General features: G+C 41.2%; 17 protein-coding genes and 1 other RNA gene. 14 read left to right on the top strand and 4 right to left on the bottom strand.

The window, feature by feature from the left end; genetic code table 11:
• Nucleotides 1-122 precede the first annotated feature (122 nt).
• The 11 genes from NYP67_RS06390 (at nt 123) to NYP67_RS06340 (ending at nt 14,196) form a co-directional block, all read left to right on the top strand.
• Nucleotides 123-824 carry a response regulator transcription factor gene (locus NYP67_RS06390; protein WP_172539762.1) on the top strand — a complete coding sequence of 234 codons (702 nt, stop codon included), beginning with the start codon at nt 123-125 and terminating at the stop codon, nt 822-824.
• A gap of 6 nt (nt 825-830) precedes the next feature.
• On the top strand, nt 831-2,237 hold the full coding sequence (locus NYP67_RS06385) for a sensor histidine kinase (RefSeq protein ID WP_473411299.1): 1,407 nt from the start codon (nt 831-833) through the stop codon (nt 2,235-2,237).
• Nucleotides 2,238-2,511: 274 nt separating this feature from the next.
• A complete protein-coding gene (locus tag NYP67_RS06380; protein ID WP_004574607.1) occupies nt 2,512-3,726 on the top strand; it encodes an argininosuccinate synthase in 1,215 nt (404 codons plus the stop codon).
• Nucleotides 3,727-3,774: 48 nt separating this feature from the next.
• Complete coding sequence (gene argH, locus NYP67_RS06375; RefSeq protein ID WP_004574606.1) at nt 3,775-5,286, top strand: argininosuccinate lyase; 1,512 nt, start codon at nt 3,775-3,777, stop codon at nt 5,284-5,286.
• A gap of 65 nt (nt 5,287-5,351) precedes the next feature.
• Nucleotides 5,352-6,671 (top strand): tyrosine--tRNA ligase, encoded by a 1,320-nt coding sequence (gene tyrS / locus NYP67_RS06370; RefSeq protein WP_004574605.1) that lies wholly within the window; start codon nt 5,352-5,354, stop codon nt 6,669-6,671.
• A gap of 81 nt (nt 6,672-6,752) precedes the next feature.
• Nucleotides 6,753-8,291, top strand: a complete 1,539-nt coding sequence (locus tag NYP67_RS06365) for a tetratricopeptide repeat protein (RefSeq protein WP_473411298.1) — start codon at nt 6,753-6,755, stop codon at nt 8,289-8,291.
• 96 nt (nt 8,292-8,387) lie between these two features.
• Entirely contained in the window at nt 8,388-9,485 is a 1,098-nt protein-coding gene (locus NYP67_RS06360; protein ID WP_415684720.1) for an HAD-IIA family hydrolase, read from the top strand.
• A gap of 111 nt (nt 9,486-9,596) precedes the next feature.
• Complete coding sequence (locus NYP67_RS06355) at nt 9,597-10,385, top strand: TlyA family RNA methyltransferase (RefSeq protein ID WP_421781462.1); 789 nt, start codon at nt 9,597-9,599, stop codon at nt 10,383-10,385.
• Nucleotides 10,386-10,568: 183 nt separating this feature from the next.
• Nucleotides 10,569-11,660 (top strand): NAD kinase, encoded by a 1,092-nt coding sequence (locus NYP67_RS06350; RefSeq protein ID WP_473411297.1) that lies wholly within the window; start codon nt 10,569-10,571, stop codon nt 11,658-11,660.
• Between the two features lie 9 nt (nt 11,661-11,669).
• Nucleotides 11,670-13,466, top strand: coding sequence for a DNA repair protein RecN (gene recN / locus NYP67_RS06345; protein WP_473411296.1), 1,797 nt, complete (start codon nt 11,670-11,672; stop codon nt 13,464-13,466).
• Between the two features lie 97 nt (nt 13,467-13,563).
• The gene (locus NYP67_RS06340; RefSeq protein ID WP_415680621.1) at nt 13,564-14,196 is read left to right on the top strand and encodes an HAD family hydrolase; all 633 of its coding nucleotides are present in this window, start codon (nt 13,564-13,566) and stop codon (nt 14,194-14,196) included.
• Between the two features lie 89 nt (nt 14,197-14,285).
• Here NYP67_RS06340 and rnpB read toward each other — a convergent pair.
• Nucleotides 14,286-14,657: RNase P RNA component class A (gene rnpB / locus NYP67_RS06335), an RNA gene on the bottom strand.
• Nucleotides 14,658-14,814: 157 nt separating this feature from the next.
• Between rnpB and hpf the strand changes: the two genes are divergently transcribed.
• A complete protein-coding gene (gene hpf / locus NYP67_RS06330; RefSeq protein ID WP_004132090.1) occupies nt 14,815-15,489 on the top strand; it encodes a ribosome hibernation-promoting factor, HPF/YfiA family in 675 nt (224 codons plus the stop codon).
• A gap of 215 nt (nt 15,490-15,704) precedes the next feature.
• Complete coding sequence (gene secA / locus NYP67_RS06325; RefSeq protein WP_020757898.1) at nt 15,705-18,473, top strand: preprotein translocase subunit SecA; 2,769 nt, start codon at nt 15,705-15,707, stop codon at nt 18,471-18,473.
• 104 nt (nt 18,474-18,577) lie between these two features.
• Here the strand turns inward: secA and NYP67_RS06320 are convergent, their stop codons facing one another.
• Nucleotides 18,578-19,117 carry a hypothetical protein gene (locus NYP67_RS06320; protein WP_115761616.1) on the bottom strand — a complete coding sequence of 180 codons (540 nt, stop codon included), beginning with the start codon at nt 19,115-19,117 and terminating at the stop codon, nt 18,578-18,580.
• Between the two features lie 72 nt (nt 19,118-19,189).
• Here NYP67_RS06320 and NYP67_RS06315 point away from each other — a divergent pair, with 72 nt between their 5' ends.
• Complete coding sequence (locus NYP67_RS06315; RefSeq protein ID WP_004574600.1) at nt 19,190-19,894, top strand: lysophospholipid acyltransferase family protein; 705 nt, start codon at nt 19,190-19,192, stop codon at nt 19,892-19,894.
• Between the two features lie 9 nt (nt 19,895-19,903).
• Here the strand turns inward: NYP67_RS06315 and NYP67_RS06310 are convergent, their stop codons facing one another.
• Both NYP67_RS06310 and NYP67_RS06305 read right to left on the bottom strand, forming a co-directional pair.
• Nucleotides 19,904-22,201, bottom strand: coding sequence for a protein kinase domain-containing protein (locus NYP67_RS06310; RefSeq protein WP_004574599.1), 2,298 nt, complete (start codon nt 22,199-22,201; stop codon nt 19,904-19,906).
• A gap of 83 nt (nt 22,202-22,284) precedes the next feature.
• Nucleotides 22,285-23,388: a polyprenyl synthetase family protein gene (locus NYP67_RS06305; RefSeq protein WP_115794200.1), complete on the bottom strand. Its 1,104-nt coding sequence runs from the start codon at nt 23,386-23,388 to the stop codon at nt 22,285-22,287.
• Nucleotides 23,389-23,527: the final 139 nt, after the last annotated feature.

Genomic DNA, 23,527 nt, shown 5'->3' with positions numbered 1-23,527 from the left:
GGATTTATGATATTGCGTCAACCTTTCTACAACATTCTCTTCACCTTACATCTACCTTACATTTTTATGCGAGGTCAAAAAATGAATATTCACATGGCATAATATATGTTAGGGGGTTCTCCATGAATCGGAATGATTATTTATTGAACAAGCATCTGCTACTTGTTGATGATGAGCAGGAACTTCTAGATATGGTTGTATCCATATTAAACGAATACGGTTTTTATAATATAACGACTGCAAAAAGTATAAAAGATGCAGTAGAGGCAACACAAAAATTACGTCCAGAATTAGCAATCCTTGATGTTATGCTCCCCGACGGTAATGGGTTTGAGTTAATGAAGCAGATAAAACAATATAGTGATTGTCCTATCTTATTCCTTACTGCTTGCGGTGAAGATGAAGATAAGTTTAAGGGATTTGACTTAGGAGCAGACGATTATATTGTAAAGCCGTTTCTTCCAAAAGAGCTAACGTTTCGCATTATGGCAATTTTAAGACGAAGCTACAAGAGCGAAAATCCCATTGTTAAACTGAAAAATAGTCAGATTGATTTTTCTTCTGCCCAAGTAATAAAAAATAACGAACATATTCCACTCACAGCCAAAGAATATGATTTACTTTCTGCACTTTATAGAAATGCTGGATGCATTGTAACAATTGACGCGTTATGTGAAGCTGCATGGGGAGATAATCCTTTTGGATATGAAAATTCTTTAATGGCACATATACGTCGTATCAGAGAAAAAATAGAACTCAATCCATCGCAGCCTGTTTCTTTAATAACAGTTAAAGGCTTAGGATATAAGCTGATTGTGGAGTAAAGCAGAATGAAAAGCATACCAAAACTAATACAACGCTTTATAAGTATTTTTCTACTAAGCTCTGTGCTTATAGTATTAATGAATATTATTGCGTTTATTGTACTTATAGGAAATTACGCTCCCGATAAAGAGATATCTCCTTATAGCATAGCAAAAGAGACGGGAGAAGCATTACAATTATCCGCAAGTGGAGATTATGCATTATCCAAAAATATGTCTTCCAAATTGACAAATTCTGGCGCATGGGCAATTCTGATTGATAATAATACGTTGAAAGTCGTATGGAAAACAGAAAATGTCCCTGCGGGTATTCCAAACGACTATACTTTGTCTGATATAGCTAATTTGAGCGTTGGTTACATTAATGGTTATCCAACTTACACTGGCAAAAATAAGGATGGAGTTGTAGTAGTCGGATTTCCGCACAACAGCTTTTGGAAACATACGCGACCAAGTTGGAAGTACAGTTTAATCTTAAATTTTCCGCAGATTGTTTTAATCGTATTATTTATCAACATTTTGCTGATTCTTGGAATTTATTTAATAGCTAATATAAAACTACTAAAATCAATTAATCCGATTACAAAAGGGATACAACGTTTATCTAGTGGAGAAAGCGTGCATATTCCAGAAACAGGAGCGCTTTCAGAAATTTCATCTAACATAAATTCTGCTTCCGATATTTTGCAAATACAAAAAGAACAATTGAGAAAAAGAGAGACTGCAAGAGCAAATTGGATAGCTGGGGTTTCGCATGATATTCGTACGCCGTTATCTATGGTTATGGGATATGCGGGACAGTTAGAAAATTCTCTACATATTTCGCAAGAAGATCGTAAAAAAGCGACGATGATTATTAAGCAAAGTGCAAGAATGAAGAATTTGATTAATGACCTTAATCTGGCTTCAAAACTTGAATACAATATGCAACCAATTATGAAAAAAGAAGAAAATGTTGTTGCTGTTGTTAGGCAAGTTGTTGTGGATTTTATGAATATGGGTATGCAAGATGAGTTTTCGATTAAGTGGGAAACAGATGCTAAATTGACCGTTTGCAATATTAATGTAGACAAAGATTTATTAAAACGAGCAATATCTAATCTTATTCAGAACAGCATATCTCACAATGAAAATGGGTGTACGATTTATGTATCCGTTGCTGCAAATAATAACAATTGTATTATTTGTGTTGAAGATAACGGTATAGGTGTTTCTGATGAAAAAATCGAAAAGCTTAATCATGCACCGCACTATATGATTTGCGATACAAGTACTGCAGAGCAACGGCATGGTTTGGGTTTGCTGATTGTTCAGCAGATTATTGGCGCTCATAATGGAACAGTTGATATAAGTAGAAGCAAATACGGTGGGTTTAAGGTTGAGTTAACAGTGCCGAGTAAAAAATGTTTCTAACATATTTGCGATGATGCTTATAAATTATGCTTATAAATTATTCTTATAAGTTATGCTTATAAAATTATGCCTTAAAATTGTGCCTACTAAGCATATCTGTTAACTGTATAAGTATTATCTTTGTTTTGGTTTTTGATTAAATACTTCTAAGCGCGAATCGCCAAAATGGTGTATTTCTGCGCGTGTTGAGATTGTATATATAGTTGTATAATATGCTATGTATTGTTTATTTATTCAATATTATTTATTCAATATATGACCGTGGGAGGTTGCTATGACTAATAAGAAGCGTATTGTATTGGCGTATTCGGGTGGCCTCGATACATCTGTAGCAATTCCGTACCTTAAAGAGCAAACAGGCCAAGACGTTGTAGCCGTGTCATTAAATGTTGGTCAAGGCGGAGAAGCGCTTGAAGTCATAAAAAACCGCGCTTTAGCTTGCGGAGCTGTTGAGTCGTATGTAGTTGATGCTCGCGAAGAATTTGCGGATAACTATTGCATGCTTGCGTTAAAAGCAAACGCAATGTACGAAGACGTGTATCCTTTAGTTTCCGCGCTTTCTAGGCCACTTATTACTCGTCACTTGGTTCACGCAGCGCACGAATTTGACGCTGACACAATCGCACACGGTTGCACGGGTAAAGGAAACGATCAAGTTCGTTTTGAAGTTGCGATTCAGTCTTTGGACCCAGAATTAAAGGCAATTAGCCCAATTCGTGATTTGTCGCTTACTCGAGATGTGGAAATCGCTTTTGCAAACGACCATAATCTTCCGATTACTCAAAGCAAGAAAAGCCCGTATTCCATAGACCAAAATGTTTGGGGAAGGGCAATTGAAACAGGCTTTTTGGAAGATCCGTGGAATGCTCCAACCGAGGAATGCTACTCTTACACAAAGAATCCTTTGGAAGCTAAAACTCCAGACGAAGTTACAATCACGTTTGAAAAAGGCGTTCCAGTTGCGATTGACGGTCACAGCGTAACTCCGCTTCAAGCTATTGAAGAGATGAATAAAAGGGCAGGCGCTCAAGGAATCGGCAGAATCGATATTATTGAAGATCGTTTAGTTGGCATTAAGTCTCGCGAATTGTACGAAGTTCCAGGCGCGCAAGCTTTGATTACAGCGCATCAAGAGCTTGAAAATTGCTGCTTGGAGCGCGAACAGCACAGGCTTAAGCGTGCTCTAGACAAAAAGTGGGCAGAATTTGTGTACGATGGCCAGTGGTTCTCGCCAGTTGTGCGTTCTTTGAATGCGTTTATAAACGAAACTCAAGAGCATGTTTCTGGCGATATTCGCATGACTTTGTACGCAGGAAAGGCTGTTGTAACAGGCAGAAAGTCGGATGAGTCTTTGTATGACTTTAATTTGGCTACTTACGATTCTTCCGATACCTTCGACCAGCGCGCTTCCAACGGATTTATTGAAATCTACGGATTGTCTAGTAAAGTTGCTGCAGCTCGAGATATGCGCGTTGCTAAGAACGACTGAGAACAACTAAAAACAACTAAGAACGACTAAAAAGACGAAAGAATAACTATGCACGATGCAAATGCCAATGACAGCGCAAATGCCAATACTAATCATCCAATAGCCTTGTGGGGCGGCCGTTTTAGCTCGGGGCCTTCCGCGGAACTCGCAAAGCTTAGCAAGTCAACGCAATTTGACTGGCGATTAGCGGATGACGATATTGCAGGCTCTCGCGCGCACGCCCACGCTTTGCATCGTGCAGGTTTATTAACAAATCAAGAATACGCAGATCTTTGCAAAGCGCTAGACGAGTTGCAAAACCGCGTAGATAATGGCATTTTTGCTCCAATTGAAGAAGACGAGGACGAAGCAACAGCATTAGAGCGCGGCTTGCTTGAGATTGCAGGAAGCGAACTTGGCGGAAAACTTAGGGCTGGCCGCTCTAGAAACGACCAAATCGCAGCTTTAATACGCATGTTTTTGCGCAGACACGCACGCGCATTAGCGGCACTCGTGCTAGATGTTTGCAATGCTTTAGTCGCTCAATCTTTAGAAGCAAAAGACGCTGTAATGCCTGGCCGCACTCATATGCAACACGCTCAACCAATTTTGCTTGCACACCAGCTAATGGCTCATGTTTGGCCGCTTTTGCGAGACGTAAATCGCCTTGCGGACTGGGATTTGCGCGCAAACAAAAGTCCATACGGAGCAGGGGCATTGGCTGGCAACACTCTTGGCTTAGACCCCGAAGAAGTTGCTAAAGAGCTTGGTTTTTCTGCTGTTTGCGCAAATTCGATTGATGCTACAGCAAGCCGCGATGTTGTTGCGGAGTTTGCGTTTATTGCATCTATGATTGGCGTTGATATTTCTCGCTTAAGCGAAGAGATTATTATATGGAATACTCAAGAATTTGCGTTCGTAACTTTAGACGATGCCTATTCGACTGGCTCTTCGATTATGCCTCAAAAGAAGAATCCAGATATTGCGGAGCTTGCTAGAGGTAAAGCTGGGCGATTAATCGGAGATTTAACTGGATTAATGGCCGCTCTTAAAGGTCTCCCAACCGCATATGCTCGCGATTTGCAAGAAGATAAAGAAGCGGTTTTTGACCAAATCGACACTCTAGAAGTTTTGCTTCCAGCATTTGCAGGAATGGTTAGAACAATGCGATTTAACACGCCTCGCTTGCTTGAGCAGTCTGCAACTGGTTTCGCTCTTGCTACAGACATTGCAGAATGGCTTGTAAAACAAGGCGTTCCTTTCCGCAATGCGCATACGTTATCGGGACTATGTGTAAAACGTGCCGAAAGTCTTAAATGCGATTTAAGCGATTTGAGTAACGACGATTATGCAACGATTTTAGACGGCATTATTGATGCAAATAAAATACCAGATCTTAGACTTGTTCTTTCTAGCTATGGCTCTGTTTCTTCTAGATGCGGCAAAGGTGGAACAGCTTTTGTGCGCGTAAAAGAACAAATTAATCAAGCTCAGCTTGCGATTAGTGAGTATAAGAAATTCGCTGAATCTGTAAGCGACGGAACAGCTTATAAGAGTGTCTCCATGTGCTGCCAAAATTGAAAGGCTTGTAGCGCGCAAATGCGCCCGATACTTTCGGTAATTTTTGCAATAATAAGGAGATATAAATGGCTCAGGTGAGGAATTACAAAGAAGCTGGATTTGCTTCTTTGTTTGAAGAGCTAAAGTGGCGTGGATTGATTTCTCAATCTACTGACGAAAATCAACTTGCTCAAGCACTTGACGGAGAACCATTAACTTATTATTGCGGCTACGATCCTACTGCTGCATCGCTTCATATTGGCAATCTTGTTCAGCTTATTAACATGCGTCATTTGCAAGCTGCAGGCCATCATCCTATTGCTTTGGTTGGTGGTGCTACGGGCTTGATTGGAGATCCGCGCCAAAGCGGAGAGCGCACGCTTAATTCTAAAGATATTGTTGCTGGCTGGGCGGAGCGTTTGCGCAAGCAAATTGGCCGCATTTTGCCTCTTGATGGAGAGAATCCTGTTCGTTTTGTAAGCAACTACGACTGGGTTTCTAAAATGTCTGCTATCGACTTTTTGCGCGATGTTGGCAAGAACTTTAGAGTTGGCACAATGCTTTCTAAAGATATTGTTGCTCGCCGCTTAAACTCCGACGAAGGCATTTCTTTTGCTGAGTTTAGCTACCAAGTTTTGCAAGGAAACGACTTTTTGTACTTGTTTGATAATTACAACGTTACTTTGCAACTTGGCGGATCTGACCAGTGGGGTAATTTGACTTCTGGCATGGATTTGATTCGTAAGGTTCGCGGAGCTTCTGTAAACGTGTTTACAAGCCCAATTATTACGGATAATCAAGGTCGTAAGTTTGGAAAATCTGAGGGTAACGCAATGTGGCTTGATCCTACAATGCTTAGCCCTTATCGCTTCTATCAATTCTGGTTTAATCAGCCAGATGATGAAGTTGTTAAGCTTCTTAAGGCTTTTACGTTCTTACCTAAGAGCGAGATTGAGCGTTTGGAAAAGCAGATTCAAGAAGATCCAGGAAGTCGTGAAGCTCAGCGTGTGCTCGCTTGGGAAGTTACAAGTTTTGTGCATGGCGAGGATGTTACGAATCAGGCGATTGCTGCTTCTGGAGCGCTTTTTGGCAAGGGCGATTTAGCTGGAATTGACGAGCAAACTCTTGAAGCTGCTTTAGATGGTGTTAAAGTTAAAGCACAAGATGGCACTTTGGAATTTGCTAAAGCGCATGTTGAAGATCGCGTTGTTGAGGCCGCTGTTGCTGCAGGATTGTTCCGTACTATTTCCGAGGCTCGTAGAGCTATTGAAGCTGGCGGATTGTACGTTAACAATAATCGCGTAGAAAGCGTTGATGACGTTTTGAGCGATAGCTCATTCTTGCACGGTCGTTTTGCTTTGCTTCGTAGGGGCAAGAAGGCTATTGGCGCTGTTGAGCGTGCGTAGTTTTTAAGCGCGCTTTATTTGTTTTTAGCATTAGATTTTAGTATAATTTTATATTTTTAGACTTTGAAAGGTATGCCAATAATGGGCGAAGAACGCGGATCGCGTAGTGGTAAGTCGTTTGGTAATCGTGGCCATTTTAGCCGTCAAAATGGCGGTAAAAATGGTGGAAATGGTGAGCGTCGCGGAGGATTCCACAAGGGTGGTTTCCACAAAGACGGTGAGCATCGCGGTGGGTTCCATAAAGACGGTTTCCACAAAGATGGTTTCCATAAGAACGGTTTTAAGAAGAACTCAGATCGCAAGTTTGATGGCGATGGTGAGCGCAGGTTTGATCGCGATAATCGCAGATTTGACAGAAAAGATAATCGCGAAGATAGATATAATCGCGAAGATAAGCGCAATCGCGATAATCGATACAATCATAGCGATTACAATAAGCGCACAAATCGTGGTTTTGAATCTGATTCAAAGGAATCGGGCAATCCAAGATACAAGAAGTTTGATCGCGATAATCGTGGCGAGCGCAATGATCGACGCTTTGAAGATAATCGCGGCGGATTCCACAAGGATGGCTTCCACAAGAGTGGATTTAAGAAGAACGATTCTAGAAAGCACGATTCAAAGTCGTCTTTCCGTTTTGAGAATGGCCCTCGTAGAAACTCGGATGGAACTGTTTCTTACCCATCTCAAAACCCGTATACCGATAGGCGCCCGGGCGAGCCAAAAATGCCTAAGGGTCTAGAGTATTCCATGCTTTCTAAGGAATCTCGCGAGCGTTTGCGTGGTCTTTCTAAGGAGCATTCCGAAAACATTGGCTTGCATATTCTTGCTGCATACGCTTTGCAAGACGAAGACCCAGAGCTTGCTTTAGAACACGCAAAGTGGGCTGCAAAGCAGGCGTCTCGCATTGATTTTTCGCGCGAAACACTAGGATTTATTGCGTACCGTCAAGGCGATTATAAGCTTGCTGCGCGCGAGTTTAGAACAGCTATGCGAATGAATGGCTACACGGATTATCTTCCATTTATTGCAGATTGCGAGCGCGGTATGGGCAACCTCGATAAAGCGCTGGAAATTTGCATGTCGGATGAAGCTAAAAGTGTTAGCGGCGAAGTTAAAGCAGAAATGTTCCTTGTGTACGCAGGCGTTTTGGCAGATACAAATCATGCAGATAAGGCGATTGAGCTTGTTCACGCAATGGGCAGGTCTAAGGGCTTGCCTGGCGAGTATAGAATGCGCGCTGTGCAAGCGGAGCAGTACTTCCTTGAAGAGGCTGGGCGAAGCGATGAGGCGATTGAGCTTGACGCTTTGCTTGACCGCTTAGAAGAGCAGTTTGCAGATATTGAAGACGAAGAAAATCCAGAAGATGTTGTGATTGACTACGATTTGGAACATCTTAATGATGCGATTATGGACGAAGTTGGCATTAGTGAAGATGACGCGCAATTTGCTCCAGATGATGATTCGGATGATGATTCGGAAGATGATTTTGATGATGATTCAGATGATTCAGATGATTCAGATGATTCAGATGATTCAGATGAAGATTCAGACGATTCACAAATCGCAGATAATACTGAAACTGTAGAGATGAGTGCAGTTAAGCCTAAAGAGGAATAGTACAAATCATATTTTCTAAGCCCAGCTTCTGTATTGTAAAAGTATAGTAAGCTGGGCATTTTCTACTTTGGTATTCTTAAATCGTGAGGATATTTTATGCAACTTGATGAACGAGCGAATTTTTCAAATAGCAAATCTGTGTTAAGCAAGGATTTTCGCTTAGCTTTGCTTGACTTAGACGGAGTAGTGTATAGAGGCGGAAAATCCGTTGAATACGCAGCCGAATCAATTGAAAATGCTCAAAAAAATGGCATGTTTATTGAATACACAACTAATAATTCTTCTCGTTTTCAAGAAGTTGTAGCAAGTCAGCTAGAAAGTTTTGGCTTAAAAGTAGAGCCGTGGCAAATCATAACGTCTTCACTTGTAGCTGCTCGAATGGTTGCTCGATATGTTCCAAGCGGTTCAAACGTTTTAGTTCTAGGCGCAGATCATCTTGTACAAGAGGTTCGTAGCGCTGGTCTTAATCCAGTAAAGTCTTGTAAAGATAATCCAAAAGCCGTTATTCAAGGCTGGTATCCGCAAATGACTTGGCAAGAGATGGCACAAGTCGCTTTTGCTGTAGAGCGCGGAGCTAAGTATTTTGTTACTAATCGCGATTTAACAATTCCGCGCGAGTTTGGCATAGCTCCTGGATGCGGTTCGATGATTCAAGCTGTAGTAAATGCCACTGGAGTAGAGCCTATTGCGTCTGCTGGAAAGCCCGAGTGCGCAATGTACGACGAAGCGCGATTGTTGGTTGCTGCAAACGCAAAGCACAACGATGAAGAGATTAAAGAATATGCGCAAAAAGACGAATTTGGAAATCCTGTAATAAGTATTGAGCGCTCGCTTGCTGTGGGAGACAGATTAGACACAGACATTGAAGCAGGTACCAGAGGAGGGTATGAGTCTCTTCTAGTGCTTACGGGCGTTACCAATCCGCGCATGCTGCTTGAAGCTCCAAAACATTTGCGACCAAGTTTTGTTTCTAAGGATTTAAGGGGATTGAACGAGGTGCATGTTGCTCCTAAGCGCGTTGACGATTCTACGTTTACATGCGGAACTTCTAGAGCTCAAATCGTTTGTAAATCTATTGAAGTAAACAATCCTAATGATTGCAATGCTTTGCGTGCTGCTTGTGCGCTTGCTTGGAGTTTAATGGATAGTGGAAAATCGCTTGAAGATTACATTCTTCCAGAGTTTTCTTTGTGATGTAATGCGTTGTGCGATTTGTGATTTGTGATTTGTGGCTTACGACTTGCAATTTACTACTTACTACTTACGTCTTACAGCTTACGATTTGAAACTTTAAGCGAGGTTTTTATGCTAGACGAAGATGATTTAGCTCAGCGCTTAGACTGCGCGCTTGTAAATCGCAGTTTAGTGAAGAGTAGAACTACATCTCAACGCTTAATCAAGTCTGGAGTAGTAAAAGTAGATAATCGCATTGTTAAAAAATCGTCATTTTTAGTGAAAAAATCGCAAAAAATAAGCCTTGACGAATCAAAAGAAGAAAATTCTTGCGTTAAATACGTTTCTAGAGGAGCGCTAAAACTCGAAGGCGCATTCCGCTTATTTGAGAATTTAGGCTTAAAAGTTGATTCAAATACTAAAGCATTAGATATTGGCGCTTCCACTGGCGGTTTTTGCGATTATTTGTTGCAAAATGGCGTCAATAGCGTTATAGCTTTAGACGTTGGACACGGTCAATTGCACCCAAAAATCGCAAGCAATCCGCTCGTTATTGAAATGAGTGGCGTAAATATTAGAAATGTTTACGCGGAAGATTTGCCATACAAGCCGAATCTTATAGTCTCCGACGTCTCTTTTATATCTCTTAGTTTTGTGATTCCAGTAATTGCACGTATTGCGCAAAATAACGCGAATATTGTTCTTCTTGTAAAGCCGCAATTTGAAGTTGGTAAGGGAAATCTTGGCAAGCGCGGAATTGTAACAGATAAAAACCTAAGACTTAAAGCCTTAGAAAATGTTAAAGAATGCGCTAAAAACAACTGTTTAAGCGTTATTGCAACTCGCGAATCACCTATAGAGGGAACTCACGGGAACGTTGAATATCTTCTTTATGCGCGATTTAATAGTCAAATTCAATAGTCAAGAGATTATTTGATAAATATTTGCATAAGATTAATGCGCAATATTGCAATATGTAGATTAATGCACAATATGTAGTGCAACAATTACAATAACTATTAATGTTTGTAAAGCTGCGATTAGACTACGATTAATCTATAAATAAGCTACGATTAATCTACAAATAGCTACAAAGGGGGTGCTATGCAAGAACGTTTAGAAGGTAATTCTGCTTCTCGCAATGCTCTTGTGGTTACGCATGCGCGTCTTGATGGCAACAGTGCTGTTGTAAATCAAGTTACTACTCAGCTTAAAAATGCTGGTTTTAATGTTAGCGTGTTTCATAGTGCTGCAGTTTCGGATTTTGCGCAAAAAATCGCTCAAGTGGTAGATAAAAATACAGAAATTGTTGTTGTGCTAGGTGGGGATGGCACAATGCTTCAAGCTGCAGAATTAGTGCATTGCACTCCTGTTCCAATAATTGGAATAAACCTTGGGCATGTTGGTTTTTTGGCGGAATTTGAAAGCTTCCAAATAGATGAGGCTGTACGCAGAATTGCGCAAAAAGACTACTTCTTAGAGCATAGAATGGAAGCGCATGTAGATGTTTGGCTCCCTGGAGCGAGCGAGCCTTTAAGTGATTGGGCGCTTAACGATATTACTTTAGATAGGGCAGATCGTGGGCGAATGGTGGAGCTTTCGATTCGCGTTGACAATGTTGAAATGTCGTCTTTTGGATGCGATGGCGTGATTGTTTCTACGCCTACTGGTTCTACTGCGTACGCGTTTTCGGCAGGCGGCCCGATTATGTGGCCAAACGTTGAGGCTTTGCAACTGGTTCCTTTGGCTGCGCACGCACTATTTTCTAGGCCGCTAATAATCGGAGCAGGATCTACTTTTACGATTGATATTTTGCAAGAATCATCTTCTGGTGGGTGGATTTGCTGCGATGGAAGGCGTCAAAGAGCTTTGCCGCAAGGTTCTAGGATTCAAATTAGGCAATCTAAAGATGAGTTGCTTTTGGCACGACTTTCTGGCGTTCCATTTACGCAAAGATTAGTCACAAAGTTTGATTTGCCAGTTGTTGGATGGCGTGAAAATCGCCGAAAAGTGGACGCTAAGCCTAAGATTTATGAAGCAAATCTTCATAATGAAACCGATAGAAACTATGAAGATAGCGCATGCGTAGATGGTGCAAGTGTAGATAGCGCTGATGGTAGCGCTGATGGTAATGCTGATGGTAATGCTGATGGTAATGCTGAATATTCGATCGTCCCTAATAATCTAAACCTATAGGGGGTATTTGTGCTTGAAGAACTTGAGATTCGTAATTTAGGCCCAATTTCTAACGCTGTTATTACGCCTTCTAAAGGAATGACTGCAATAACTGGCGAAACTGGTGCTGGAAAGTCTATGCTTTTAAGTGCTATAAAGCTTATATCTGGAGGAAAAGCAGATTCTGCAAAAGTATCATCTTTTGCAAATGAGTCGTGGGCGCAAGGCGTGTTTTCTGTGTCAAAATCCAGCGATGTTGCGCAAATATTGCAAGAATCTGGGATTAATGCCGAAGAATGTGAAGATGACGATTCTAAAGAAGAAGTTTACGTATCTAGATCTGTTCCAAAAACTGGTAGATCAAGAGCTGTAATCTCTGGTTATTCTGTTCCAAAATCTTTGCTAGAAAGTGTTTGCTCGCACACAATAACAATTCATGGTCAAAGCGATCAGCTTCGCATAGCAACCGCCGCAAAACAGCGCGAATTCTTGGATTCAATCTCTTGCAATTCTAAAGAACTACAAGACTATGAATCCGCGTTTAATAAGTGGCAAAGTGCCGTTGAAGCATATAATCGCCTTATAAATCAGCAATCGTCTTCTAGGCAGCGCGCAGACTATTTGCGCGAATCGTTAGAAAAAATTCGCCAAATCGATCCAAAGCCAAATGAGGATGAAAATCTTAAAGCTAAAAGAGATCGCATAGAAAACGCTGCTCAAATCGTTGGAGCTATTAGCGAAGCAGTCTCTTCGTTAGACGCAAGTCAAATTGATTATGGCGCAATAGATTCAGTTGACGCATTACATTTGGTTGACAATGCGTCTAAGGCGATTCGCTCAATTCGAGTTGACGGAGATTATAACGCGATTGCAAATCAACTTGACGATATTTCTTCCCAAATTTCCGACATTGTTATGCAACTTGCGCAGCAGTTAGATGTTGATGAAAGTCAGGAAGATTTAGACGCTATTAACAATCGTATTCACGATTTAAGCGATTTAACACGCAGATGGGGCCCGCAAATTGACGATGTTTTAGAGTGGGCCAAAAAAGCGCAATTTGAGCTTGAAGATTTGGATGATTCGCCAGAAGCTGTTGCGCGCGCTAAAGATTTGTGCGAGAAGACTTATAAAGACGCTGAAAAACTTGCCGAAGCTCTTTATAGCACGCGCAAAGTTGTTGCAAAAAAGTTTAGCGACGAAGTTAGCAAAGAGCTTGAATCCTTATCTATGCCAGATGCGCAACTTTTGATTAATGTTTCTAAGAGTGCTAAAAACAAGGATGGAAAATTTGATTTGAACGTGCACGGCTTAGATAGTGTTGAGTTTCTTTTTAAGCCTTTCCCTGCGTCTAACTATTTGCCAATGGGCAGTAGTGCTTCGGGCGGCGAACTCAGTAGGCTTATGCTTGCAATGGAGCTTGTTGCTGCAAAGTTTAACCACAGCAATAATCAATCAATGACGTTTATTTTCGACGAAGTTGATGCAGGTGTTGGAGGCGTTGCAGCCGTAGAGTTAGGCAAGCGCTTGGCTTTGCTTGCTAAAAGTGCGCAAGTGATTGTTGTAACGCATTTGGCTCAAGTAGCAGCTTTTGCAAACGTTCAATTTGTTGTTAGAAAAAAGATTGAAAGCGTGGCGGATTCTGGAGCGGATTCTAGAGCTGATTCTAGTGCGGATTCTGGCGAGAATTCTAGTTTTGCAGATACAACTGTTACCAAATTAGATGAGATTAGTCGCCAAAGCGAAATCGCAAGAATGCTTTCGGGAAGTCAATCGCAAGCATCTTTGGATCATGCAAAAGAATTGCTTGAAAATAGTAAAGTCTAATGAAAAATCTTAAGCTAATTCAAAGTAATTTTTCTAAAACAGATTTTTCTAAAACAGAATAATAGGGTTAATATCAAAGATAATCGGGATTAATAATATGAGCGAAAATGCATTAGTTGATAATTCAAATTACGCATCAATTTTTGATTTTGACGGCACTTTGCTTGATTCTTTGGACGTTTGGGACAAGATAGACGAAGAGAGTTTTGCTAAGCGCGGTATTAAAGTGCCTGCTGATTTTGCTGATTCCACGGCAACAATGACACCTCGCCAAGTTGCGGATTATGTTATTAAGCGTTTTGGTTTTACGGATTCTCCCGAAGATTTAATGAAAGAGTGGCAAGACATGGCTTTTGACGCATACGCAAAGCATTTGCCGCTTAGAAAAGGTGCTAAAAATTACGTTGATTATTTGCATAAAACGGGTGCGAAAACTGTTCTTATAACTACTCTTTCTAAGTCTTTATGCGTTGCTGCGTTAAAGCGTACGGATTTGTATGATTACTTTGATTTGATGATTTTTGGAGAAGATTTAGAAAGTAATGCAAAAAATAGCTATAAAACTTATGTTGACTTAGCAAAGCGAATTGGCGTAAAACCAAGCGATTGCACTGTTTTTGAGGATTCTGATGCAGCACTAAAATCAGCTCGTTTAGCTGGAATGAAAACTTGTGGGGTAGTGGATTTAATAAATGGTGACTTTGACTTTGCGCCAAAGAGTCTTAAATAAGAGTCTTAAATAAGAGTCTTAAATAAGAGTCTTAAATAAAAGTCTTAAATAAAAGCCAAAGTAAAAGTCTTAAATAAAATCCAAAAGTTGAGGTGAGGTTTCACATACCCCGGGTTTTGTCGCGTGCAAAATGCACACGGATGACCATCCATCTCGATTTGACGTTACCGCCAAACTCTAGCAGTCTACCCGAAGACTTAGGCGAGCAGCCCTTAAACACCTTCTGCTTGACCTTGCTCCCAATGAGGCTTGCCATGCGGCTAACTGTTACCAGAAGCCCGGTGGTCTCTTACACCGCCGTTTCACCCTTACCTAAACAAAAGTTTAGGCGGTCTATTCTCTGTTGCGCTATCTCTCAGGTTGCCCTGGGCGGACGTTATCCGCCATTGTGCTCTACGGAGCCCGGAAGTTCCTCAGCTACTCCGAATGAACATTGCAGCCGCGGTCATCGTGAAACCTCAACTTTCCCAATTATAGCAGACGTCTTAATTTTGCGCATATTTTGCGACTCGCTAGAAAATGGCGGCTTTTAGCGGATATAATAGATGTATCAGCGGCGCTGGTGCCGTTGACGTGTACACAAGCCGATTTTATATCGGATTACTTAAGGAGGTTCGCATGGAGATCGTCATCACTGGACGTCATACGCAAATTAAGCAAAGATTCCGTGACGTTGTAGAAAGCAAGATGAATCGTGTGACCGCCATTGCTCCAGATGCGCAGCGCATTCAGATTGTGCTTAACACTGAGGGTAATCCAAGGCAGGCAGATACTGCAAAAAGAGTTGAAATTACTGTAGTTGCAGGAAGTACGGTTATTCGCGCAGAAGCGTCTAGCACAGATCAATACAGTGCATTAGATATGGCATTAGATAAGTTGACGCTTCGCTTGCGTAGAACTAGAGATCGCCGCAAGGATCATCGTCGTGGCTACGAGCAGATGGTTCCAGTTGACTTGGGTGTTGTAGAGCCAGAAGTTGAAACAACTGTTGAAGAAGTTGTTCAAGTTGATGGAACAAATAGTGCAGATGCTGCGGTTGCTTCCGACTTGGGTCCTGGCGAATCAGTGGAAGTGAGTGTTGGAGATACTCCTATTGTGATTCGTCGTAAGCTCCACATTGCCGAGCCAATGAGCATTGATGAAGCATTGTACGAGATGGAACTTATTGGTCACGATTTCTTCCTGTTTGTAAATAAAGAAACCATGCGTCCATCGGTTGTATACCGTAGGCATGGATGGAGTTATGGTGTGTTTGAGATTGATACTCCAGAAAATGTTGCTAAAAAGAAGTAACAAAACAGTAAAGAAACAATAGAAAAATAAGGGTAAATAAAGTAAATAAAATAACTCATATGAGTGCAATGCCCGTCTAGTAATAAGCTAGGCGGGCATTTTATGCGTTGTTTTGGACTCGCGAGCTGCAAAAATCGTAGCCGTCGCGTAATATAGGCACAGTTTACGTCTATATTGGCTAGCCGAATAATAGACACGACCTAAGGGAGCTAAACGTGGTAGATATCGTTGATAAAGCCTTGCGCATGGGTGAAGGCCGTCAATTGAAGCGCCTTGAGAACGTTGCGAAGGCTGTGAATGCGCTTGAAGATCAGATTTCTGCGCTTTCGGACGAGGAACTTAAAGGACAAACGGCAAAATTCAAGCAAAAGTTAGACAATGGTGCGAAGCTTGATGACTTAATGCCAGAGGCCTTTGCTACAGTGCGAGAAGTTTCAAAGCGTACTCTTGGTCAGCGTCACTTTGACGTTCAGCTTATGGGCGGTGCAGCATTGCATTGGGGCAATATTGCAGAAATGAAGACTGGTGAAGGTAAAACACTCGTTGCAACACTGCCTAGCTATTTGAACGCTTTGGAAGGCAAGGGCGTTCATGTTGTTACAGTTAACGACTATCTTGCTAGCTACCAGAGTGAGCTTATGGGTCGTATTTACAGGTTCCTTGGCATGAGCGTTGGATGCATTATTACAGATCAGCAGCCTCCAGAGCGCAGGAAGCAATACAACGCAGATATTACTTACGGCACAAACAACGAGTTTGGCTTTGACTATTTGCGAGACAACATGGCTTGGGAAAAGGGTGATCTTGTTCAGCGTGGTCATCATTATGCAATCGTCGATGAGGTTGATTCTATTCTTATTGATGAGGCTCGTACGCCACTTATTATCTCGGGACCTGCCGAAGGCGATGTTACGCGTTGGTATCGCGAGTTTGCAAAGCTTGTTCTAAAGCTTGATCGCGATGTTGATTACAAAATTGACGAAAAGCGCAAGACTGCTGGTATTTTGGATCCAGGCATTGCAAAGATTGAAGATTATTTAGGTATTGATAATCTTTACGAACCAAGCAACACTGCTTTGATTGGCTACTTGAACAATGCTTTGAAAGCTAAGGAATTGTTCCTTCTTGATCGCGATTACGTTGTTACTAATGGCGAAGTTTTGATTGTTGACGAGCACACTGGCCGTGTTCTTCCAGGTCGTCGTTATAGCGAGGGCTTGCATCAGGCGATTGAAGCTAAAGAGAATGTTGAAGTAAAAGCAGAAAATCAGACTTTTGCAACTATTACTTTGCAAAACTACTTCCGCATGTACGACAAGCTCGCTGGCATGACTGGTACTGCAGAAACGGAAGCTGCCGAGTTTATGGGAACATACAAGCTTGGCGTTCTTCCAATTCCTTCTAACCGTCCAGTTATTCGTATGGATAAGGATGATTTGATCTTCCGCACTAAGAAAGAAAAGCTTGCTGCGATTGTTCGAGACGTAGCTCAGCGTCATGCAAAGGGTCAGCCTGTTTTGCTTGGTACTGCATCGGTTGAATCTTCCGAAATCGTTTCCTCGCTTTTGGATGTTGCTCGTATTCCTCATCAAGTGTTGAATGCTAAGCAAAACGCTAAGGAAGCAGCTGTTGTTGCTGTTGCAGGTCGTAAGGGTGCTGTGACTGTTGCTACAAACATGGCAGGTCGTGGTACAGATATTATGCTTGGCGGAAACGTTGAGTTCTTGGCAGATGCAAAGCTTAAAGCAGAAGGTTATTCTCCAGACGATACTCCAGAAGAGTATGAGAAGCGTTGGCCAGGCGTTTTGGCAGAAGTCAAAGAACAAGTTAAAGACGAGCACGAAGAAGTTAAGAAGCTTGGCGGCTTGTATGTTCTAGGCACTGAGCGTCACGAATCTCGTCGTATTGATAATCAGCTTAGAGGCCGTTCTGGTCGTCAGGGTGATCCTGGCGAATCGCGATTCTACTTAAGCTTGGAAGACGACTTAATGCGTTTGTTCAACACTCAGCTTGTTGCTCGCGTTATGGCTAAGGGCTTGCCAGAAGGCGAGCCAATCGAATCTAAGTATGTTTCTAACGGCGTTCGTACAGCTCAAAAGACTGTTGAGGCGCGTAACTTTGAAATGCGTAAGAACGTTTTAAAGTATGATGACGTTATGAACAAGCAGCGTACTGTTATTTATTCAGAGCGTCAAGCTGTTCTTAAGGGTGAAGATATTCACGAAGATATCTTAAAGTTCATTAAAGATACTGCAGATAGCTACGTTCGCGGAGCAATGAACGGTTCCGACAAGCCTAAGGATTGGGATTGGGAAGGCCTTAAAGATGCTGTGAACGCAGTTATGCCAATTATTGTTGATTGGGATCAGCTTCGCTTGCAAATTGAGCCTCTTAAAGGTCAAAAAGCTGTTGATACTTTAAGAGACACGATTGTAGATAGTGTAACAACTATTTACGCTGTGTTTGAAGAGCGAATGGGCTCCGATAGCTTGCGTCAGTTTGAGCGCAGAGTTGTTTTGGCTGTTCTTGATAGAAAGTGGCGTGAACATCTTTATGAGATGGACTACTTAAAGGATGGCATTGGCTTGCGCGGTATGGGTCAGCGAGATCCTTTGGTTGAGTACCAACGCGAAGGCTTCCAAATGTACAACTCTATGATTGAGGCCATTAAGGAAGAGTCTATTCAGCTTCTGTTCCGCATGAATCTTGAGCAGATTGTTGCAGAAACAGAAAACCAAGATGATTCTTATATGGACGAAAGCATTGAGCAAGAGGAGCAAGAAGACGAGCATTCTGGAATCGTCGGCCCTGCTCCTATGAGCCATGCAGAAGGCGAAGTTCCATTAAGCAAGCGTCCAAAGGCGGAGGAGTGGAAGACTCCTTGGGCAGATGGTCGTACGTTCCCTGGAACAAATAAGAACGACGAATGCCCATGCGGATCTGGCAGAAAGTACAAGCTTTGCCACGGTCAAAATGAGGATTAAAGTCAAAGTCTTATAAAAGTAACGTTTTATAAAAATGAGGCTGGTGTTAATGCATCAGCCTCATTCTTTTCTTTTTTGCTCGAATACACTTAAACTCGCTAGTTCTAAACTCGCGCGCCTTTTCCAAACTCGTTATAGTCTTCGCTAGAAGTATTGTCCTTTTTTCTGCTCATAAGTAGGCCTGCGCCACCAATCAAAAATAGGAAAGCGCTAACAGAGCCAGTGTAAATCGCAAAATATGGCACTAGAACGCTCAAAATCATGCCTAGAACGCCCAAAACAAACACGCTCCATAAAACTATAAGGGTAATGGAAACGTTCTTAAAATGGGGGTTTGGAGCAACAAAGTCATCTCCGTATTCGTCCATTGTTTTATCAACATCGAGCCAGCTTGATGTTGTGTTATCTCTTGGACCAGGTTTAGTGTTAAATGCTATGTTTCTTAATGGTTCTGCAGCTTGATTAATGCGTTTTCTAAAGATTTTTGCGCTTTTGGACTTTTCTAAATCATTAAAATCTTTTTTGTGCTCGCTAACGAATTGAGACCAGTCGTCGTTAAAGTTTTGACTAAACGAATCGTCACCATTGCTGTTTTCGTTATTATACAAACGGTTATGGGAGTTGGTATTCTTAGAAGAAGTCATGAATTATACTGTAGCAAGTCTGCTTGATAGTTTGAATGCTATTTTGTGAATCTTGCTAGAATGGGGATTAGCATGTTGTATTGGTTCTTTGTAAAGGGGTTTGGATTCATTGCTCGCTTAAGGATTCACCCTACTGCTCAAGGAGTCAATAATATTCCTAAAACAGGTGGAGCGATTATTGCAGCAAATCATCTTGCTGTTATTGACGACGCGCTTTTACCTCTTACATGCCCTCGAATGATTCATTTTATGGGAAAAGCTGAGTATTTTGAAGGCAAAGGATTAAAGGGGCGATTCAAAAAGTGGTGGTTTACGTCTGTTGGCGTGTTTCCAGTGGATCGTTCTGGCGGATCAAAATCGCTTGGCGCGTTGAATCACGCTAAAGAAATCCTAGAAAAAGGTCAGCTTTTTGGTATTCACATTGAAGGAACAAGAAGCCCAGATGGAAAGCTATATAAGGGTCATTCAGGCGCTGCAAGATTAGCTCTAGAAACAGGATGTCCGATTGTTCCAGTTGCGATTGTTGGCACTCGCGAACTTCAAAAACATGGCCAGATTATGCCTGCAAAGGGCAATACTAAGGCGATTTACGGAAAGCCAATCGAAGTTAGCAAGATGAGTCCAGAAGAAATTACGCACGATATTCTTCGAGATCTTACTAATAAAGTAACAAAAGCAATCCAACAAATGAGCGGTCAAGAGTACGTTGACGAATATGCGCAAACTGTTAAAAAGCGCATGCTAGAAGAGTCGCAAGCAAAAACAGATAATCGTTAAGTTAAATAGTTAAATAATCGTTAACGTTACTGTTGTTGGATTTCCGCTTTCGTCTAGAACTCTAACTTGAGACCCTGGAGCCGCGGATTGGAATCTAACAGTGTGCATAAGATCGCCCAAAGGCGCAGAAATATTAACTTTTAATCCAAGCGATTCAAGTATTCTTCTAGCTTCATTAGCGTTCTTATTGCGCACATCTGGCATTGTTATAGTCTTCGGTCCCTTAGAAACAACAACATCGAGTTTATCTCCCCAATGCATTTGCGTTCCCTTTTGCACAGACGCGCTAATAATCTTGCCTTTTCCTACTTTGTCATTAAACTCTTCGCTGTAGTTTGGAACTAATTTTGCTTCGTTAAATGCCTTATCTGCTTCTTCTTTTGTAAGATTAACAACGTCTGGCATAGAAACAGGCATTGGCCCTTTAGAAAGAATCACAGTAATATTTTTATTGTGATTCATTTGCATTCCAGGAGTTGGCGAAATCTCAACAACGCATCCTTTAGGAATTTCCAAAGAATAAATATCTTCGCTTGATTTATGCGTAATAGAAGTAAATCCTGCCTTTTTTAATGCTTTTATAGGATCTTTTCCAGCATTGGAAGTTGGATCTATAATGTCTTCTGGAATAGTTGACTTGCGTACGCCTTTTGAAACAACAATTTTAACGCGGCCATTATTTCGCTTAGAGATTTTGCTGCCACTAAAATCTGGATTAGTGAAAATAATGTTTCCTTCGGGTATGTTGTCGCTAAAGTCTTTAGAAACCGAATAAGGAATATTAGATATTTTAAGAGTGCGCTCGTAGTCTGCCCACGGAACGTTTGTTATTTTACATGCACTTTGTGATGCGCATTCTTGCGTGTTTGGTTTTGGTAAAGACCAATAGCTTCCAGGGCCTAAATAGTACCAGTACGCGCCAAATGCTACTGCGGCTGCTGCGATTGCTGCGCAACTTGCAGATATAATAATAATGTTTTTGCGCGTTTTTTTGCCATTGTCGTTTGCATTATTAGACTTATTTCTTTTAGCTTTTAATCGTTCACTAATAAATTGCGGTGCGCGCATTGTAACAGTGAGCATATTATTATCGTTAAAGTCTTCTAGAGGATTGCTACTTGTTGAAGACGAATAGTTTGAAGAACCTTCATTAAAATCGGAGTTTTTTGTAGATAATGCTTGAGTTGCGTCAATATCAGCTGTTTTATCTATGTCTGTAGTTTTATCCATATCTACAGTTTTATTTAGCTCTTTTGTGTTAGATATAGTATCATTCGACGAATCAGAATTACCCAAAGTATTGCTATTAAAAGTATTGCTATTAATGCTAGGCGGAAGCGGTATTTGGGATTTTAGATTAGAGTTTTTATCTTCAAGTTTGTTTGTTATTATCGAGCCTTCAAAAGATTGATTTTCTGCGTCTAAATCTACTTCAAACTTATATTGCCACTCTTCTTCGCTTAAGCCAGAGCACACTCTTCTTAAAATATTAAGCGCTTTAGAAGCATCACTTGGTCTTTTTTCCATTTCTCGAGCAGTAATCGAACTAAGAAAATCAGCAACCGAAGAATTGATATCTTTGCAAACAGTTTTTATAGAAGGGGTGTCTTCGTGAACATGCTTAAAAACAAGAGTTACTGAATTATCCGCGTTAAAAGGAACTCTGCCAGCTAACATCTCCCAAGCCATCATTCCTGCGGAATATAAATCTCCTTGAGGAGTTGCAAGATTCTTCTCAATCATTTCTGGAGCAAGGTATGCAGCCGTTCCAAGAAGAAGACCCGTAGAAGAAAGAGTTGCTTGAGAAATTGCACGCGCAAGTCCAAAATCGGTGATTTGCACGTTTCCGCGGTCGTTAATCAAAATATTTTCTGGCTTAATATCTCTGTGTACAACGCCAGCAAGGTGTGCGGATGCAAGACCATCTAAAGTCTGAGCCAGCACGCGCAAAGTATCTTTTACACTAAAAGTGCCGTATTTGTTCATCTCGTATCTAAGATTTACGCCATGAACATATTCCATAACTAAGTAGTCAAGTCCTTCAAATTCGCCAGTATCGTAAACTTGAACAATATGCGGATTTGCGATTGATGCTGCAGAAGTTGCTTCTCGGCGGAACCTTGCAATAAATTGTTCTCGGTGAAGACCTTGAGCAAGCTGAGTATGCATGATTTTAAGCGCAACAGGGCGATTAAGACGCTCATCTTGCGCTTTATAAACAGTAGCCATGCCACCTTCCGCTATCTTTTTAACTATGCGATAGCGATTTTCAATACACATTCCCAGTTGCGCTTGAACTTCACTCATATAGTAAATCCCTTATACGCGTATTAAAACACACTATTTAAAAGTGTACAGGTAATACAGTAAAGAATAGTCGCAATTTGCGCTTATTGCCATTCTTTAGGAATAAACATGCTAGAAATATTGTGCAAAATGACTTTACTATGATTGCTTAGCGAACTAGCGTCTATTTTTTCTTGCGATTCAACCCAAAGATTGTGAATGCGCTTTTTAGACTTACTTATAGCGCCACTTTTACTATAAATATCAATGATTCTTTTAACGTCATCTTCGTTTCGGCTTTTAGAAGTGTATGCGTCTATAAGGAAGAGCTTATCTTCGGGAGTGCAAAGTTCTAATACGTCTGCTAGAAGAACAGCGCGTTTTCCTTCCCGAATATCTCCTCCGATTGGCTTACCTGTGTGAGCAGAATCCGAAACAATATCTAAAAGATCGTCTGCAAGTTGGAATGCGATTCCTAAAGGATCTCCAATTTGATTTGCTAAATTGATTGCGTAGTCTTTTTGCATTCCAGCAGCCAAAAATCCTAGAGCAAGAGGTGCAATAGTTGTGTAACTTGCAGTTTTCCACCTAAAAACGTTTATAGAAGATTCTGCAAGTTTTTGTGGATTATCTAGGCTCATCATTTCGATTGAAAGGTCTAGAATTTGGCCAATTCCAACGTTTTTTTGCATGTTTGTAAACTCGCATAAAACCTCATTAGGATTTTGCAAGTTTTCGCACGCTTTTCTGGTTATGTCGAAGCTTTGAGACGCTAGAATATCTCCGAGCATTAATCCAAGACCAGTTCCAATATGACTATTGTTTGTGGCTTTAGATAGCGCACAATATGCGCTTGGTTTTCCTCGTCTTAAAGCGGATTCGTCGATTATATCGTCGTGAACAAGAGCTGCTGTTTGAAATACTTCTAGAGCACAAGCAACGTCTAGCATTGCGTTTTTTGAGTTTTTGTAAGAGTCGTCACTTTGCGTAGCTGAGTAGCTCTCTTTTGCTGCATCAAAAGCATATAATGCGAATAAAGCTCTAAGTCGTTTTCCGCCTTCGCTAGACAAAATTGCTTGAGAAACAACGTTTTTAAGTGTTTTATTGCAATTAGAAATAAGATTTTTGCAAGCTAAAGAATCAAATTGACTATAAATTAATTCGCCTATACGCGTATCGATGCATGACTTTTGCGAATCTAAACTCATATCTACGAGTTATTCACATGGCTTAGACATTGCAGAAGTGAGTATTTCCTAAGACTTTTCTAGGATTTTTCTAGGATTTATAGCCTTTAACCACATTGCTTAGTTTTTATTGCGTTATCGCTTTTGTAATGCAAAACTC

This window comes from Gardnerella sp. c23Ub_4 (assembly GCF_055804115.1).
The sequence above is the reverse complement of the archived record's forward strand: the minus strand, read 5'-3'. Positions and strand labels throughout refer to the sequence as shown.